The organism is Pseudomonas sp. MIS38, from assembly GCF_019891575.1.
GTDB classification, from domain to species: Bacteria; Pseudomonadota; Gammaproteobacteria; order Pseudomonadales; family Pseudomonadaceae; genus Aquipseudomonas; species Aquipseudomonas putida_A.
This window is the reverse complement of sequence record NZ_JAFLXF010000003.1, coordinates 213,715-227,663: the sequence shown is the minus strand read 5'-3', so window position 1 is coordinate 227,663 and position 13,949 is coordinate 213,715. Positions and strand designations below refer to the sequence as shown.

15 protein-coding genes are annotated in these 13,949 nt (G+C 58.6%); 2 read left to right on the top strand and 13 right to left on the bottom strand.

Features of this window, described 5'->3' with window-relative positions; genetic code table 11:
• The first annotated feature begins 1 nt into the window (after position 1).
• Both J1G18_RS06400 and J1G18_RS06395 read left to right on the top strand, forming a co-directional pair.
• Positions 2-1,621, top strand: coding sequence for a DUF2300 domain-containing protein (locus tag J1G18_RS06400; RefSeq protein WP_223007252.1), 1,620 nt, complete (start codon positions 2-4; stop codon positions 1,619-1,621).
• Positions 1,622-1,624: 3 nt separating this feature from the next.
• Positions 1,625-2,437 carry a YfaP family protein gene (locus J1G18_RS06395; protein WP_098965801.1) on the top strand — a complete coding sequence of 271 codons (813 nt, stop codon included), beginning with the start codon at positions 1,625-1,627 and terminating at the stop codon, positions 2,435-2,437.
• A 23-nt stretch (positions 2,438-2,460) separates the two neighbouring features.
• Here the strand turns inward: J1G18_RS06395 and J1G18_RS06390 are convergent, their stop codons facing one another.
• The 13 genes from J1G18_RS06390 to J1G18_RS06330 form a co-directional block, all read right to left on the bottom strand.
• Positions 2,461-2,895: a hypothetical protein gene (locus tag J1G18_RS06390; protein ID WP_047296849.1), complete on the bottom strand. Its 435-nt coding sequence runs from the start codon at positions 2,893-2,895 to the stop codon at positions 2,461-2,463.
• Positions 2,896-2,910: 15 nt separating this feature from the next.
• On the bottom strand, positions 2,911-3,471 hold the full coding sequence (locus J1G18_RS06385; RefSeq protein WP_223007251.1) for a hypothetical protein: 561 nt from the start codon (positions 3,469-3,471) through the stop codon (positions 2,911-2,913).
• Positions 3,472-3,644: 173 nt separating this feature from the next.
• Positions 3,645-4,730 carry a macro domain-containing protein gene (locus tag J1G18_RS06380; RefSeq protein WP_223007250.1) on the bottom strand — a complete coding sequence of 362 codons (1,086 nt, stop codon included), beginning with the start codon at positions 4,728-4,730 and terminating at the stop codon, positions 3,645-3,647.
• On the bottom strand, positions 4,727-5,371 hold the full coding sequence (locus tag J1G18_RS06375) for a DUF4433 domain-containing protein (RefSeq protein ID WP_096796317.1): 645 nt from the start codon (positions 5,369-5,371) through the stop codon (positions 4,727-4,729). The genes J1G18_RS06380 and J1G18_RS06375 overlap by 4 nt, the downstream gene beginning before the upstream one ends.
• Positions 5,368-5,949 carry a DarT ssDNA thymidine ADP-ribosyltransferase family protein gene (locus J1G18_RS06370; protein ID WP_098965796.1) on the bottom strand — a complete coding sequence of 194 codons (582 nt, stop codon included), beginning with the start codon at positions 5,947-5,949 and terminating at the stop codon, positions 5,368-5,370. The genes J1G18_RS06375 and J1G18_RS06370 overlap by 4 nt, the downstream gene beginning before the upstream one ends.
• Positions 5,950-6,134: 185 nt before the next feature.
• Positions 6,135-7,055 (bottom strand): restriction endonuclease, encoded by a 921-nt coding sequence (locus J1G18_RS06365; RefSeq protein ID WP_098965795.1) that lies wholly within the window; start codon positions 7,053-7,055, stop codon positions 6,135-6,137.
• A 508-nt stretch (positions 7,056-7,563) separates the two neighbouring features.
• The gene (locus tag J1G18_RS06360; RefSeq protein WP_027612915.1) at positions 7,564-8,310 is read right to left on the bottom strand and encodes a helix-turn-helix transcriptional regulator; all 747 of its coding nucleotides are present in this window, start codon (positions 8,308-8,310) and stop codon (positions 7,564-7,566) included.
• A gap of 223 nt (positions 8,311-8,533) precedes the next feature.
• Entirely contained in the window at positions 8,534-9,061 is a 528-nt protein-coding gene (gene ppa, locus J1G18_RS06355; protein WP_008052339.1) for an inorganic diphosphatase, read from the bottom strand.
• Between the two features lie 112 nt (positions 9,062-9,173).
• A complete protein-coding gene (locus tag J1G18_RS06350) occupies positions 9,174-9,986 on the bottom strand; it encodes a zinc-dependent peptidase (RefSeq protein ID WP_027612913.1) in 813 nt (270 codons plus the stop codon).
• A 4-nt stretch (positions 9,987-9,990) separates the two neighbouring features.
• Complete coding sequence (locus J1G18_RS06345) at positions 9,991-10,641, bottom strand: DedA family protein (protein ID WP_003228594.1); 651 nt, start codon at positions 10,639-10,641, stop codon at positions 9,991-9,993.
• A 346-nt stretch (positions 10,642-10,987) separates the two neighbouring features.
• On the bottom strand, positions 10,988-11,449 hold the full coding sequence (locus J1G18_RS06340; RefSeq protein WP_003228592.1) for a GNAT family N-acetyltransferase: 462 nt from the start codon (positions 11,447-11,449) through the stop codon (positions 10,988-10,990).
• Between the two features lie 114 nt (positions 11,450-11,563).
• Positions 11,564-12,388 (bottom strand): ethanolamine ammonia-lyase subunit EutC, encoded by an 825-nt coding sequence (gene eutC, locus J1G18_RS06335; protein WP_223007249.1) that lies wholly within the window; start codon positions 12,386-12,388, stop codon positions 11,564-11,566.
• A 5-nt stretch (positions 12,389-12,393) separates the two neighbouring features.
• Positions 12,394-13,788 carry an ethanolamine ammonia-lyase subunit EutB gene (locus tag J1G18_RS06330; RefSeq protein ID WP_096796313.1) on the bottom strand — a complete coding sequence of 465 codons (1,395 nt, stop codon included), beginning with the start codon at positions 13,786-13,788 and terminating at the stop codon, positions 12,394-12,396.
• Positions 13,789-13,949 lie beyond the last annotated feature (161 nt).

Here is a 13,949-nt window from a genome sequence, read left to right as displayed (position 1 = left end):
CATGAACCGGCCGCTGCTGTGGCTGCTGATGTGTGTGATGCCTGCGCTGGCGACGGCGCAGGATGAGCCGCTGCGGCTGGCGTACAAGGGCGAGTTGCTGTCGTTGAATCACACGCAACTGATCGCCCGCGAGCCGTTGCCGTCGACGCTGGATACGCCGCTGGGCAGTCTTTGGAAATTGTTCGTCTACGCGTGGCTGGTGGATACCGGCGCGCGCGAGCCAGCGTATGAATGTCGCGGGCAATCGAAGGAGGAGGTTTATTGCTGCTCGGCGGGCGGCAAGATCGAGCGTGATCAGGCGTTGGTCAAATCCTGCGGGTTGTACTTTGAGCCGGCGCGATTGGGCATCGCTGCTGCCGATTGGCGCACGTATTGGCAGGTGCGGCAGGCGCCTTCGTGGTTGCTGGATTTACCAACCGTGCAACCGGCCACGCGGGTTTCCGTGACTGACTTGCTGAAGGTGTTGTCGGTGCTGCCAGCGCAGGAGCAGATGCGCCGCGTGTTGCTCGACGTCGTGCTGAATGCGGCGGACGGCAATGTCGTCGGCGAACTGGGTGGTCGCCTGCGGGTTAAGACCTGGAGCTGGCTCGGCGATCAGGATCCGCAATCGCGCCAGGGTGGTTTTGCCGGTTGGACGGCGGACGGCTCGCCGATCTGGGCTGGTGGGCGCGGCACCAGTCAGATGGTTTTGCGCCATTACGGGCAGGCGTTGGCGACGGTGCTGCCCACATCGTGGCCGGCGGAAGCAGGGCGTTGTGTCGAGGTCGGACTGTTTTCGCGGTATCCGGTATTGCGAGTCCTGTCGGGTGAGCGCGTTGCTGGCTCCGGGCCTTTGCTGGGCGACTACCGCGTGGAATTCGCCAACGGTAATGCGCTGGATATCCACAGCGCCGGCGAACTGTTTCTACTCAACGACAAACTGGTTGCACGCCTCGATCGCGAAGAATACGTCGCCCGTGTGCTTGAGCGCGAAGCCAGACCTGAACCCGCCGAAGCTGCCAAGGCACTGGCCGTGGCGATCCGCACCTATCTGCTGCAAAACGCCACGCGCAACGGCGATTGCCTGAGCATCGACGACAGCAGCAACCGTCAGCGCGTCGCTCCGCGTCCAGCTTCCGCCGAGTCGCGCAACATCGCGGCATGGACCACGGATCTGGTGTTGGCCGGCAGCACCGTCACCTATCACTCCGATCAACCCGGCCCGGACAAACTCGCTTGGCAACAAGCCGTCGAGCAGGCCAACGCCGGCCAGCGCTACGACGCGATTCTGCTGCACGCCTATCCGCGCGCGAGCCTCAGCCGTTGGGACAACCCGGTTGCTTCCTGCGAAGCACTGCCCGCCGCACAGGACTGGCTGCAAAAGCAGCGCCGCGGCTGGCGTCCGACGCTGGAAAGCGAAACCGGCTACAACGAAGTCAGTACGTTCGCCGTGTGCAAACTGGCGTTCGGCCGCCCGTTCGTTGATCGCGAACGCCAGCGCATTTACGTGCGCGGCGTGCTCACGCTGCAGGATCGCCTCGACCTGACTCACGAATACCTGCACCTGGCCTTTGAAGCACATCCCAATGGCCAGGATGAAACCTACATCGAAGGGCTCGCCCGTCACCTCTTGCTGGAATAGACCATGACACTCCGTTATCCACAGGTCTTGCTGTTGCTCTGCGCGTTCAATGCATGGCCGATGGCAATGGCCGCTGACAGCGTCAAACTCGACACCCCGGTCGGCGGCTGGCGCACCGGCGCGCCCGAGGGCGAAGGCGAGAACTTCCGCCAGACCGTCAACTACCCGGCCTCTTCGGTCAACACCCCGGTCGGCCAGGCCAACACCGCGCGCATCAGCGGCGAAATCAAAGCCACCCCCAAGAGCAAGGATCCCGGCCGGCTGATCGTCAACGGTGTCAGCATGCCGCTGAAAATCGACGACAGTGGCCGCTTCGACCGCCCGTTCTCCTTCCCCAACGGCAGCAACAGCGTCGAAGTGCGCAGCCCCGACGGCCAGCAACGCCACCGCACCCAATTCCTCAACGCCAGCGGCGGCGCCACCCCGGCCAAACTGCGCGTGCTGCTCTCCTGGGACAGCGACGGCACCGACCTCGATCTGCACCTGATCACCCCCGACGGCGCGCACATCTGGTACGGCGACCGCGTCGCACCCAATGGCGCCGCGCTCGACGTCGACGTCACCACCGGCTACGGCCCGGAAATCTTCGCCATGCCGGCGCCGATCAAGGGCCAGTATCTGGTGTATGTGAACTACTTCGGCGGGGGGTATCGGGGGGATGATGAAGGCGGGGAGGAGGCGGTGCAGCCGCTGACCACGGCGCAGGTGACGGTGATTACCGAGGAAGGCACGCCAAGCGAGAAAATGGAGACGTTTGTGGTGCCGATGCGGGCGGTGGGTGAACTGACGCTGGTGAAGTCGTTCAGCTATCCCTGAGCAGCAGCCTGCTCAGGGTTGCACTAGAAACCAGGCGGAATATAACCAGGCACGAACGGCACGTTGATGCACTTGCCGTGGATGATCTTTCCGTCCTCGATCCTGAACAGCACGATCTTTTTCGCCTTGTTGACGGTGGCTTCGAGTTTGCAATCGGAACTGTGGCCGACCGTCTGGTAATACTCGGTGTAAACCATGCCGTTACCGGTGTGATTCATTGAAGTACCGGCCGCTTCCGTGGTGGTCCAACTGGACGATTTGTACCAGGTGAGCACAGCCAGATTCTCGCCGTTGGCCCCGGTCTGTTTTTTCATCGAGTCGGGTTTGCCGAACAGATCGAGCGCTTCCTGAACATCGCGTCCTTCCCAGCGCGACTGGGCAATCAAGTGGCAACCATTGATCAGCAAAACAGCGGGCGTTATCAGCAGCGCCAATAACGTTTTAGTCCATGGGTTCATCGTGATTCCCGCCGCTTACTTGTTGCCCAGGATCGAGTCGAGGTTGTCCATCATCTGGCCTTTCTCCTGAATCGGCGCCAGTTTGAAGAACATCTGCTGCATACCCTGAATCATCTGCAGGTACTCCATCTTGCCCAGCGCAATCATGTCCTTTTTATTGGGTGAGCAAACAAACTCGCTGGTGCGCTGCACCCAGAACTCCTTCGGCTGCTGCCATTGGTCGTTAACTTTCAAGTTGCGCATCATGTAAGCGATGCGATCAACCGACTGGCCATTGAGCATTCGGACCTTGTTCGTCGAACACTGAACTTCGAGGTTGTAGGCATCAATCATCGGTTTGCCGGGTTCCTCATAGACCAGCGTCACGGCGACCAACTTGGCCCCCTTGGTGTGCTTCGACGGCACGACTGAAGTGCTGTCGGCGACATACATGATGTTCTTGTGGGGAATACCGTTGCCGTAAATGATCCACCAGTCACCAACAAGCTTCTGCTCCTCTGCCATGGCTGAAGAGGTAGCGGTCAGGAGTGCGGTCAGTAGAACAACGGATTGATTGAGTTTGAAAAACGACGACATGGTGTTGCTCCATTCCTTGGCGCTTTTGTAATGCACAAAAACAGAATGGAAATTTAGTGGTGAGGTCGGGCGCGGGGCAATTAGGGCGGATGTGCTAATGGCTTATTGCGATGCACGTTTCAGTCAGGGCGCGGTAAGAGGGCAAGTACTTTTTGCCCCATTTCATAACGATGTCAGGCCGCTATTTCCGGGCTGAAACTGCTGGATGTCAGACGAGTGATCGCGATTCCTAGTGCCTGATCATCGAATAACTTGTTTTTACGCACCGCAGCTCCGGACCCACCATCCCAGTTCTTCAGTGCTATACGTACCGCAGGAACGGTTGGAGCAATCCTTTCCCGAATCAGCAACCAATCAACGGTCGCCAGCAACTCCATGCCGAAAGGTGACTCAAAACCATCGATCAATTCAGCCGTCCGCTCTAAAGCTTGAGAGTATTCCTTAGCTTCGGTCTTGAGGTAGGTCTGCAAAAACGTTTTGCGATCTTGATCAAACCAAATGACATCGGTGATTCCAGCATCACTGATGCGCTTGTCGCAATGTAGATAGCTGCCATCCAGATTGTTCAGCAGATGCTCCAATCGATTGGCATACGGGCCGAATTTATGAGCGACAAATTTGAGGTTCAGCGGATTCTCAGTACCTGGAATTTTCTCGATTGCGCGTTCAAGAAACCAAGCCAGTTTCTGAATTTCGAGCAGGCTGCATTCCATGCCCAGAACCCAATAACGCCGGACCAGTTCAGCGATCAGTGCGCGTGCCGGAGTGAGTTGCTCAACGCCATCGCGCTTAGCGACATTCAGATACTGACTGGAGGGTTCGAACACTAATACGTCGACATCCAAGTCACCGAGCACTTCTACAATCTGCTCGCGCACTTCAGGCCACTTCAAACCACCGTTACCAGCGCCCAGCGGAGGAACGGCGACGGACTTCACATCGTTTTCAAGCAGAAACCGTCGCAGATCATGCAAGCCTTCAGTTATCCATGCCATTTGCGACGGGTACCGCCAGTGGCGCTTGGTGGGGAAATTCACAATCCAGCGCGGTCCATCGAGTTCGTTGGTGGCAGTCACGTGCATTTTGCCGGTTTCGACATCCCCGGCTTTGCACGCGGCTGCATATAGTCGGTAATTCTGCGCAAAGCGTTCCTTGAACATCAGTGCGATGCCCTTACCCATTACACCCACGGTATTCACCGTGTTGACGAGCGCTTCAGTTTTGGCTTCCAGCAGGTTGCCTTGGGTGAATCTGATCATTGGAAATACCATTTGGGACGCGCATGGACCGGCAACGTCAAGCCTCTAACGGCCACGTCTGCTTCTATGCGTACTTTCATTGCATCGGTGTGGCACATGATGCCCAGTAGTCCCGTAATCGGTAAATGTTGGTGGATCAGCGCCTCAGCCTGATAACGCTCCATTTTGCGAGGGTCGTCAGGATCGCGCTTGAAGTCGCGCCGTTGAAGGATAGACCAATCGATCTGGTCGAGATTCGCCAGATCGCTGTAGTAGTTTGTCCAACTCGGGTAGGCATGAGCGTTTGTGAAGACAAACGGTAGGCCAAGCTCTTCAACGCGATAGAGGCTTGAGACCAGAATCACGATCTCGTCATTGCCGCGTTGTTGAACACTCCAGCCAGAGTGAATGTTCTGCATCATCACCGAGAAGGGTGTGAAATAGAAGGGCACGTAGTCGGCCAGTACGCCTTCGGGTGCGATAGGCACCTGACGGAAACGGCGTTTGTCGATCAAGTCGACGTTGCCGATATTCACGTACTGAGGTGCCTTTGCTTCCGAGTTTGCGCAATGCAGACCGTTGTCCAGAATCCAGGGCAGGTTATCGCGATGGACGATACGCCAAATCAGAGCTTTCTCTGGATTCAGGTTGGTATAGATCATTGATAAAACATTCTCTGGTTCACGCTGGTCTGCACATTAACATCGGCCGCCTGTAATTTAGCTACGCAAAGTGCATCAACTTCTTCGCTGGGGGTGAAGATTTTGAAGAAGGCATCAGGTTTAACAATCCCCGGTGCGAGACACTCTGCCATGCAGATGCTTTTGCAATGAGGATCCAGGTAATCGCGACTGCTCATGACATCCCACTCGATGGCTTCGAAACCCTGTTCGTAATCAAGTAGCTGTATTGAGTCGCCCGCTAACGGGTGGCGTGGAATGACTTTCCAGCCGTATTGCTTGGCTGTTGATCTGTAGACCGAGATCAACACAAATTGTGCCTCTGGCCTATTGCGCTGAACGCTTCCGTCAAATGGATTCTTCGCAAACCAGTGGAAGGGGACGTAGTTGTCGAGCTGCAGAGCCTGCCGCTTTTTCAGGATTTCAGCATCTGCGACGTCTTTGAAACCCGAGAGGCCGGCGCGAGGTTTCAAGCCATCCCTGAAAATCCCATCCAGGTTTTCAACTGAAGTGAGATGGTAGAGAAGCTTCTGATCCTTGATGCTTTTAACGTCCGACATAGTGGTCTCCTTGACCTGCACATCAACCTAAACTGAATTCAGTCCCGGCCTCGCCCCGTGCTGATGTAACCCTCGATCCGTGGGGGTTGGTAGAACAATTGTCGTGATTCTAGTGTGCCATCACTTTTCACGGCAAGCCCAATATGGGAATCGAATAACCGGGCCAAATTGACTCACCACTGAACTCATTCCTCATCAAAATAATCGCGATCCAGCGTTGGCAACCGTAACAAACGGGATGTCACGCCCACCTCATGATCCATCATCAGATGCACCAGCCGCGTGCCGTCTACCAACACAATACCGTCCACCGATTTGGCAAAGTCGACAGCGTGCGCTGTGAAGCCGGACGTAGTGATGAAAACGCCACGCTTGGCTTTTTGCCCAGCGAGCGCTCCGTAGAACGCCTGCAGTTCAGGCCGGCCAACCGTGTTCTGCCAGCGCTTGGCCTGAACGTAAACCTTTTCCAGCCCCAATTTATCGAGCGAGATAATGCCGTCGATGCCGGCATCACCGGAACCGCCGACACGTTGCAGATCATTACGACTGGCGCCGTAACCCAGGCGATGAAGCACATCCAGCACGATCACTTCGAAGCGGTTGGGGCTGACTTGCAGCAAGTTATCCAAAAGGTCGGCCGCCGTGGCATCGCGCAATTCTTTTAGCGCTCGCTCCAGTCGGTCGTCGGGGCTTTCGGTGGCGGAGGCCAAATCTGGCTCTACATTTGGTTGGTCATCCAGTGGCTCGGCATCAGGCGCGACCTTCAGCTTCACATTCATGTAACCGATTGCTAAATGCTCCACATCCTTGGCCGACAGTGGAAATGCATGCTCCTTGGCGTACTGCAGGCCTGCATCAGTCAACTTCCAATAACCGCGTTTGGCACTGCTGGAAAGGCCTGCACGCTTGAGACGATCGTGCGCCCAACCTGATCGGTTCTTGTAGGTAGCTTGGCCACTGGCGATCAGTTCTTCGCGCTGTGCTTCGGTCAGTTGCAGCATTTTCGCTGCTGCTTCGTGCGCGTCCCGAGCAATAGCGCCCTCGGGCTTTGTAGCGAGAAAACGCAGGATCGGCTCAATGAACTGATCGTAGGTTGGAACGGACATGGGCGCATCCCTGTGCTGATGGGTGTTTTTTAACTGACTGGCGGGCGAGTATAAATTAACGCTCGCTGAGGATGCCTTCGCGAGTTAGCGCTGGTGCGGTAAAAGCGTAAGTCGCCGTGTCTCGGCTCATTTATATGCCGAAAGGCCGAATAGGATATTTTTTAGCAGGCATTAAAAAGCCGGCTTGTGGCCGGCTTCTCGGGGACTGGCTTGGTTTATTTTTGGTAAACCGCGTCAGCCTTCAAAACGTACACCCGGATCTGCGTCCGGCTGTGGGACTTGGTCAGACGTTGGTCTACCGCGTCAGGCGTCATCTGGGCCGCGGGAGCGGGGCGATGCGCAAATGTGGGGCGCAGGATACTGAGTTTTGTTGGGGATTCCCAGCCTCAACTGCGGAATAGAGCCACCGCGGGGGGCAAAATTCGTAATTTGTACTGATTTTCGGGGCCTCTTCGCGAGCAGGCTCGCTCCCACAGGGGTTGGTGCAGGATCGAAGATCCGTATCAGATCAGAGAAACGGCACCACCGGCCGGCGTTTACCCAGGGTCGACCACCAGAATACCCAGCCCAGAATGTGTATGCGCTGCTCATCGATCTGCGCTGCGCGGAAGATTTCGTCCGGGTATTCGGCGCTGTTGTGGCTGCGCAGGCGCAGGGCGTTGCCGGGCATGCGGTGCAGGTATTTGATGCGCAGCATGCCGTCGTGTTCGATGGCGTAGATTTCGCCGTCGACCACCTGGGTCAGGCCGCGGTCGATGCCGACGATGGAGCCGTCTTCGATGCGCTCGGCCATGCTGTTGCCGATCATGTGCGCGCAGATGGCGTCGCTTGGGCGGATTTCCAGTTGGGCGAGATGGGCCCGGGGCAGGCGGACGGTCTGCTCGGGGTCGAGGATGACGTGGGTTTTGTCGGCGCCGGCGCTGAGAGGTGTTTCCTTGAAAAACGGCAGTTCGATGTCGTTGGGGTTGATGATGGAATAGACGCCGTTGACGGACTGCGCGTCGAAGGTGTCGCCGTTGCTGGCAGGCGTTTGCAGGCGGGGTGACTCTTTGCTGCCTTCGCCGGTTTTCAGCCACTCGCTGTTGACCGAGAGCAGGCGTGAGACTTCCTCCATGCGATACGCCGGGACGCCCCGGGTGTACCAGTTATGAATGTTTTGGGCTTCCGTGCCCCAGAACTTTGCGAATCCCGTGGTGGTGATGTTCGCTGCTTCCAGGAGTGCCTTGAATCTTGGACCGCTAGTGTTCTTTCTCATAAACACCGAGTCTACGGCCGTGCCAGAGCGGTTTGAATAAACCGGCTGTTCAAAAAAAGCCTGTATTTTGCGACTGGATGTAAGGCGTGCTTGTGGGAAATCACTCACTTCGAAACTTTTCTGTAGTCCGCGATAAACACACTGTTTAAAGCGGCGTTTCTCAGGCACAAAAAACCCCGGATCAACCGGGGTTTTCTTCAAGCATCATGCAGCCAGCCGGCGCTTAGCCCTTGTAGGCAGCAACCGACTTGGTGATCGCGTCGCGAGCGGCATCAGCGCCAGCCCAGCCTTCGATCTTGACCCACTTGCCTTTTTCGAGATCTTTGTAGTTCGCGAAGAAGTGCTCGATCTGCTGGATCAGCAGCGGTGGCAGGTCGGTGTATTCCTTCACGTCGACGTACAGCTGGGACAGCTTGTCGTGTGGGACTGCGATGACTTTGGCATCGCCGCCGCCGTCGTCGGTCATGTTCAGGATGCCGACTGGACGCGCGCGGATCACCGAGCCTGGAGCAACCGGGTAAGGGGTCACAACCAGCACGTCGAGGGGATCACCGTCGTCAGCCAGGGTGTTCGGGATGTAACCGTAGTTGGCCGGGTAGAACATTGGGGTGGCCATGAAACGGTCAACGAACAGGCAATCGCTGTCTTTGTCGATTTCGTATTTGATCGGCGCGTGGTTGGCCGGGATCTCGATCGCGACGTAGATGTCGTTCGGCAGGTCTTTGCCAGCCGGAATCTTGCTGTAGCTCATTGGGCGTTGCCCCCGTAGTTGACCAAAAACACTTGGCCGGATTGACCAAAAAGTGGCGGCGATTATAGGCATATTCCTACGTCGACGCCACGTACCAGAAGTCGTGCAGCGCTTACTCGTGCGCCTGATAGACCGGGTCTGTGGCCTGAAGTTGCCGCAGCCTGCCCAACGGATCCTGCCGGTAGAAAAGCTGCAGTTGCAAGTAGACCTGTGGATAAGCCGCGTGCAGCAGATCCGGAGCGCTGAAGAAGTATTCGCTGGTGACCGCAAAGAACTCCGCCGGGTTTTCCGCGGCGTACGGGTCGATGGCGGTTTCGGCGTCGGGGTTGCGGTCGAGCTGGCGGTTGAGGTCATCGTAGGCGTGTTGCATGACCTCGGCCCAGTCGCTGACGCGCATGTCGGCGTGCAGCGGCGGCAGGCCGTTGGCGTCGCCGTTGAGCATGTCGAGTTTGTGCGCCAGTTCGTGGATCACCAGGTTGTAGCCTTCCCAGCCACCACTGGCCATCACCCCCGGCCAGGCGAGGATGATCGGCCCCTGTTGCCAGGCTTCGCCACTGTGTTCGCCGTCCCACTCGTGCTCGACCCCGCTGGCATCGCGATGCCGTTGCGGGCTGAGGAAGTCGTCGGGGTAGAGGACGATTTCGTGGAAACCCTGATACCAGTTCAAATCGCCCAGATTGAGCAACGGCAACTGGGCCTGGGCGGCGAGCAGCAGGCGTTGTTCCTGATGCAGTTCGACACCGGGCAGGGCGGTCAGGTGTTTTTCTTCCAGAAACAGCACGCTTGCTTCACGCAACCATTGGTCTTCGGCGGCGCTGATGCCGTCGAGAAAGCTCAGGTGATGGCGCACCCGTTGCCACAGGTCGTCGGCAATCGGGTGCCTGGCCAGAATGCGCCGGCGACGCCAGGCGCTCAGTGACCACATCGGATCAGTGGGTTTCGGCTTTCGCGCCGCCGAAACGGCTGCGTACCACACCGATGATCATCGGCACCAGCGACAGCAGGATGATGCCAACCACCAGCAACGACAGGTTCTTCTTGATGAACGGCACGTTGCCGAAGAAGTAACCCAGGGTCACCAGGCCGCCGACCCAGAGGATGGTGCCGAACACGCTGAACGCGAAGAAACGCGGGTAGGGCATCTTCCCGACGCCGGCGACGAACGGGGCAAATGTACGGATGATTGGCAGGAAGCGCGCCAGGGTCACGGTTTTGCCGCCGTGCTTGTCGTAGAAATCGTGGGTTTTTTGCAGGTAGTCGCGACGGAAGATTTTCGAGTTCGGGTTGCTGAACAGTTTTTCGCCCGCCGTTCGGCCAATCACATAGTTGGTGCTGTCGCCGAGGATCGCCGCGAGCATCAGCAGCCCGCCCAACAGCACCGGATCCATGCCACCGCCCGCCGCCACGGCACCGGCGATGAACAACAGCGAATCACCCGGCAGGAACGGCATCACCACCAGACCGGTTTCACAGAAGATGACAGCGAACAGAATCGCGTAGATCCACGGCCCGTAGTTGGTGACCAGCAAATCGAGGTACACATCGAGATGCAGGATAAGGTCGAGCGGGTTGAAATCCATGGGGGCACCTGTGGTGACGGCCCGACTCGGCAGGCCTGTGCGGATGATTCGGGTGTAAGCCTACAGCGAGGTGTAGTTTTTCTTACAAGCCGGAAAGCTCGGGATTATACGGTCTGAGAGGTGAAAAGCGCGTTGGTTTTGTAGCGAGGGATGTCGGGGTGTGAACAAATGTCAGGCAGGCATTGATGGTGGCGGCAAGGTTGGTGTGGCGAGGGAGCTTGCTCCCGCTGGAGGGCGAAGCACTCCCAAGCCTTGATTTGCCTGACCTGTTGAGATGACTGAGGTGGGGCCGCTTCGCAGCCCGGCGGGAGCAAGCTCCCTCGCCACAACAGGCCCTTGATGAGTGCTAGAGCTCGTCGCTGATCGGCAGCACGTAGTTCTTGAACTCGGTGTCTTCCTTGAAGCCAATGGATTCGTAGGTTTTCTGCGCCACCTCGTTGTTGCTGCTGGTGGAAACGCGCATGCGCACAGCCTGGGTTTCCTTGGCCATTTTCTTCGCGGTGCGGATCAGGTTGTCGGCCACCAGTTGGCGGCGGGCGTCTTCGGCGACATAGATGTCGTTGAGGATCCACACGCGCTTGAGCGACAGCGAGGAAAAGCTTGGATACAGCTGGCAGAAACCCATGAGCTTCTTGTCGTCATCATCGGCCAGGGCCAGATAAATCACCGACTCCTTGCGACGCAGACGTTTTTCGAGAAACGCGCGGGAGGAATCCGGGTAGGGCAGGGAACCGTAGAACTCGCGATATTTGACGAACAACGGGGTCAGCAAATCCAGGTGTTCGAGGGTCGCTTGAATAATCCGCATGATAGGTCTCGTCTTCAAGTGGCTGTCTTCAACTGCTCTGACGGCGATGGGAAACCCTGCGGCCGTGCATCGATCCTGCCTGAAAGCAGCGCAGAAACGCAATGCGGAAACGGTTCAGGTTGTGGGCGGATCGAGTAGGAAGTTTCCCTTCATGTCCGCACCGGCCTCCGACTCCAGCGTCTGCACCTGTGCTTCGTCCTTCAGATTGACCCCCGACAGCTGCCGCCGGCAGGCCTCGCGCATCAGATACAGCAGGCGATGCGCCGCCATGCCGTAGCTCAAGCCCTCAAGCCGCACGTTGGAGATGCAATTGCGGTAGGCATCGGTCAGCCCGACTTTTGGATTGTAGGTGAAATATAAACCGAGGCTGTCGGGCGAGCTGAGGCCCGGACGCTCTCCGATCAGCATCACGACCATTTTTGCACCCAGCAACTGACCGATCTCGTCACCGATGGCGACGCGGCCCTGTTCCACCAGCACTACCGGGGCAAGCGACCAGCCGTCGGCGCTCATCTGCTCCTCCAGGCGGGTCAGAAACGGCAGGGTATGCCGATGCACCGCCAGTGCCGACAGGCCGTCCGCCACCACAATCGCCAGATCGACCCCGCCGGGGTTGGCCTGCGCGTAATCCCGCAGGCTCTGCGCCGAGGTGTCGCTGAGCTTGCGCCCCAGATCCGGGCGTTGCAGGTAGCTGTTGCGATCGGTCGCCGCGCTGTGCAGCAACAAACTGTCACGCCCGCGCTCGCTCAGTTGCGCGCTGAGCCCGGCATGATCGAACGGCAGATGCACCGCATCCCGCGCCTGGGCGTGGGCGAACTGGAAATCCAGCTGGGCGCTGGTTGGCAGGCTGGTGCCGGTACGGCCCAGAGCGATGCGCGCCGGGGTCAGGCGGCGCAGTTCCAGCCACGGGTTTTGCGGGTCGACAGGCGGTTTTTCCATAACACTCATCCCAGTTGCGCCAGCGCCTGGCGGAAGGCCGGCGGCAGGTTGTTGCCAAAGCGAACCTTGCCGTCCGCCTGGGTGAAAATGCCCATGTTCGCCAGCCATTGCTCGAACTCCGGCGCCGGTTTCAGGCCCAGGGTCTGGCGCGCGTAGAGCGCGTCGTGAAACGAGGTGGTCTGGTAGTTGAGCATGATGTCGTCGGAGCCGGGGATGCCCATGATGAAGTTGATTCCGGCCACACCGAGCAGGGTCAGCAGGGTGTCCATGTCGTCCTGATCGGCTTCGGCATGGTTGGTGTAGCAGATGTCGCAGCCCATCGGCACGCCGAGTAACTTGCCGCAGAAGTGGTCTTCGAGGCCGGCGCGGATGATCTGTTTGCCGTTATAGAGGTATTCCGGGCCGATGAAGCCGACCACGGTATTCACCAGAAACGGCTTGAAATGCCGCGCCACGGCGTAGGCCCGGGTTTCGCAGGTCTGCTGGTCGACACCGTGGTGGGCGTTGGCCGACAGCGCGCTGCCCTGACCGGTTTCGAAATACATCAGGTTCTGCCCGAGGGTGCCGCGCTTCAGGCTCAGCCCCGCGTCATAGCCTTCCTGCAATACATTGAGGTTGATGCCGAAACTGGCGTTGGCCGCTTCGGTGCCGGCGATCGACTGGAACACCAGGTCCAGCGGCACACCCCGGTTGATCGCCTCGATCGAGGTGGTGACGTGGGTCAGCACGCAAGCCTGGGTCGGGATGTCGTAGCGCTGGATGATCGCGTCAAGCATTTCCAGCATCGCGCAGATCGAGGCGATGCTGTCGGTGGCCGGGTTGATCCCGATCATCGCGTCGCCATTGCCGTACAGCAGACCGTCGAGAATGCTCGCGGCGATGCCGGAGGGCTCGTCGGTCGGATGGTTCGGTTGCAGCCGGGTCGACAAGCGCCCGCGCAGGCCGAGGGTGCCGCGAAATTTTGTGACCACGCGGATCTTCTGCGCCACCAGCACCAGATCCTGCACGCGCATGATTTTCGACACGGCGGCGACCATTTCCGGGGTCAGACCGGGGGCGAGGGCGCGCAGGCTGGTTTCGTCTGCCGCGTCGCTGAGCAGCCAGTCGCGGAAACCACCGACGGTGAGGTGGCTGACCACGGCGAAGGCTTGTTTGTCGTGGGTGTCGATGATCAGTCGGGTGACTTCATCGGCTTCGTAGGGAATCAGCGCTTCCTGCAGAAAATGCGTGAGCGGGATGTCGGCCAGCGCCATTTGTGCAGCCACGCGCTCGCCGTCATTGAGCGCGGCAACGCCGGCCAGAAAGTCACCGGAGCGCGCCGGGCTGGCCTTGGCCATGACGTCCTTGAGGCTGTCGAAGCGGTAGGTCTGGGCGCCGACGGAATGGGCAAATGCGGCCATGGGGCGGTGTCCTCCTGATTCTGTGGGTAACTCGGTCTCCCTGTGGGAGCGGGCTTGCTCGCGAAAGCGTCGTGTCAGACGACATCGTTGTTGGATGACACGACGCCTTCGCGAGCAAGCCCGCTCCCACAGGGGACCTTCATGCACTTCTATATAGCGGG

Coding starts and splice junctions, on each gene's coding strand:
- J1G18_RS06400 (WP_223007252.1), top strand. CDS start 2: ATGAACCGGCCGCTGCTGTGGCTGCTGATGTGTGTGATGCCTGCGCTG.
- J1G18_RS06395 (WP_098965801.1), top strand. CDS start 1,625: ATGACACTCCGTTATCCACAGGTCTTGCTGTTGCTCTGCGCGTTCAAT.
- J1G18_RS06390 (WP_047296849.1), bottom strand. CDS start 2,895: ATGAACCCATGGACTAAAACGTTATTGGCGCTGCTGATAACGCCCGCT.
- J1G18_RS06385 (WP_223007251.1), bottom strand. CDS start 3,471: ATGTCGTCGTTTTTCAAACTCAATCAATCCGTTGTTCTACTGACCGCA.
- J1G18_RS06380 (WP_223007250.1), bottom strand. CDS start 4,730: ATGATCAGATTCACCCAAGGCAACCTGCTGGAAGCCAAAACTGAAGCG.
- J1G18_RS06375 (WP_096796317.1), bottom strand. CDS start 5,371: ATGATCTATACCAACCTGAATCCAGAGAAAGCTCTGATTTGGCGTATC.
- J1G18_RS06370 (WP_098965796.1), bottom strand. CDS start 5,949: ATGTCGGACGTTAAAAGCATCAAGGATCAGAAGCTTCTCTACCATCTC.
- J1G18_RS06365 (WP_098965795.1), bottom strand. CDS start 7,055: ATGTCCGTTCCAACCTACGATCAGTTCATTGAGCCGATCCTGCGTTTT.
- J1G18_RS06360 (WP_027612915.1), bottom strand. CDS start 8,310: ATGAGAAAGAACACTAGCGGTCCAAGATTCAAGGCACTCCTGGAAGCA.
- ppa (WP_008052339.1), bottom strand. CDS start 9,061: ATGAGCTACAGCAAGATTCCGGCTGGCAAAGACCTGCCGAACGACATC.
- J1G18_RS06350 (WP_027612913.1), bottom strand. CDS start 9,986: ATGTGGTCACTGAGCGCCTGGCGTCGCCGGCGCATTCTGGCCAGGCAC.
- J1G18_RS06345 (WP_003228594.1), bottom strand. CDS start 10,641: ATGGATTTCAACCCGCTCGACCTTATCCTGCATCTCGATGTGTACCTC.
- J1G18_RS06340 (WP_003228592.1), bottom strand. CDS start 11,449: ATGCGGATTATTCAAGCGACCCTCGAACACCTGGATTTGCTGACCCCG.
- eutC (WP_223007249.1), bottom strand. CDS start 12,388: ATGGAAAAACCGCCTGTCGACCCGCAAAACCCGTGGCTGGAACTGCGC.
- J1G18_RS06330 (WP_096796313.1), bottom strand. CDS start 13,788: ATGGCCGCATTTGCCCATTCCGTCGGCGCCCAGACCTACCGCTTCGAC.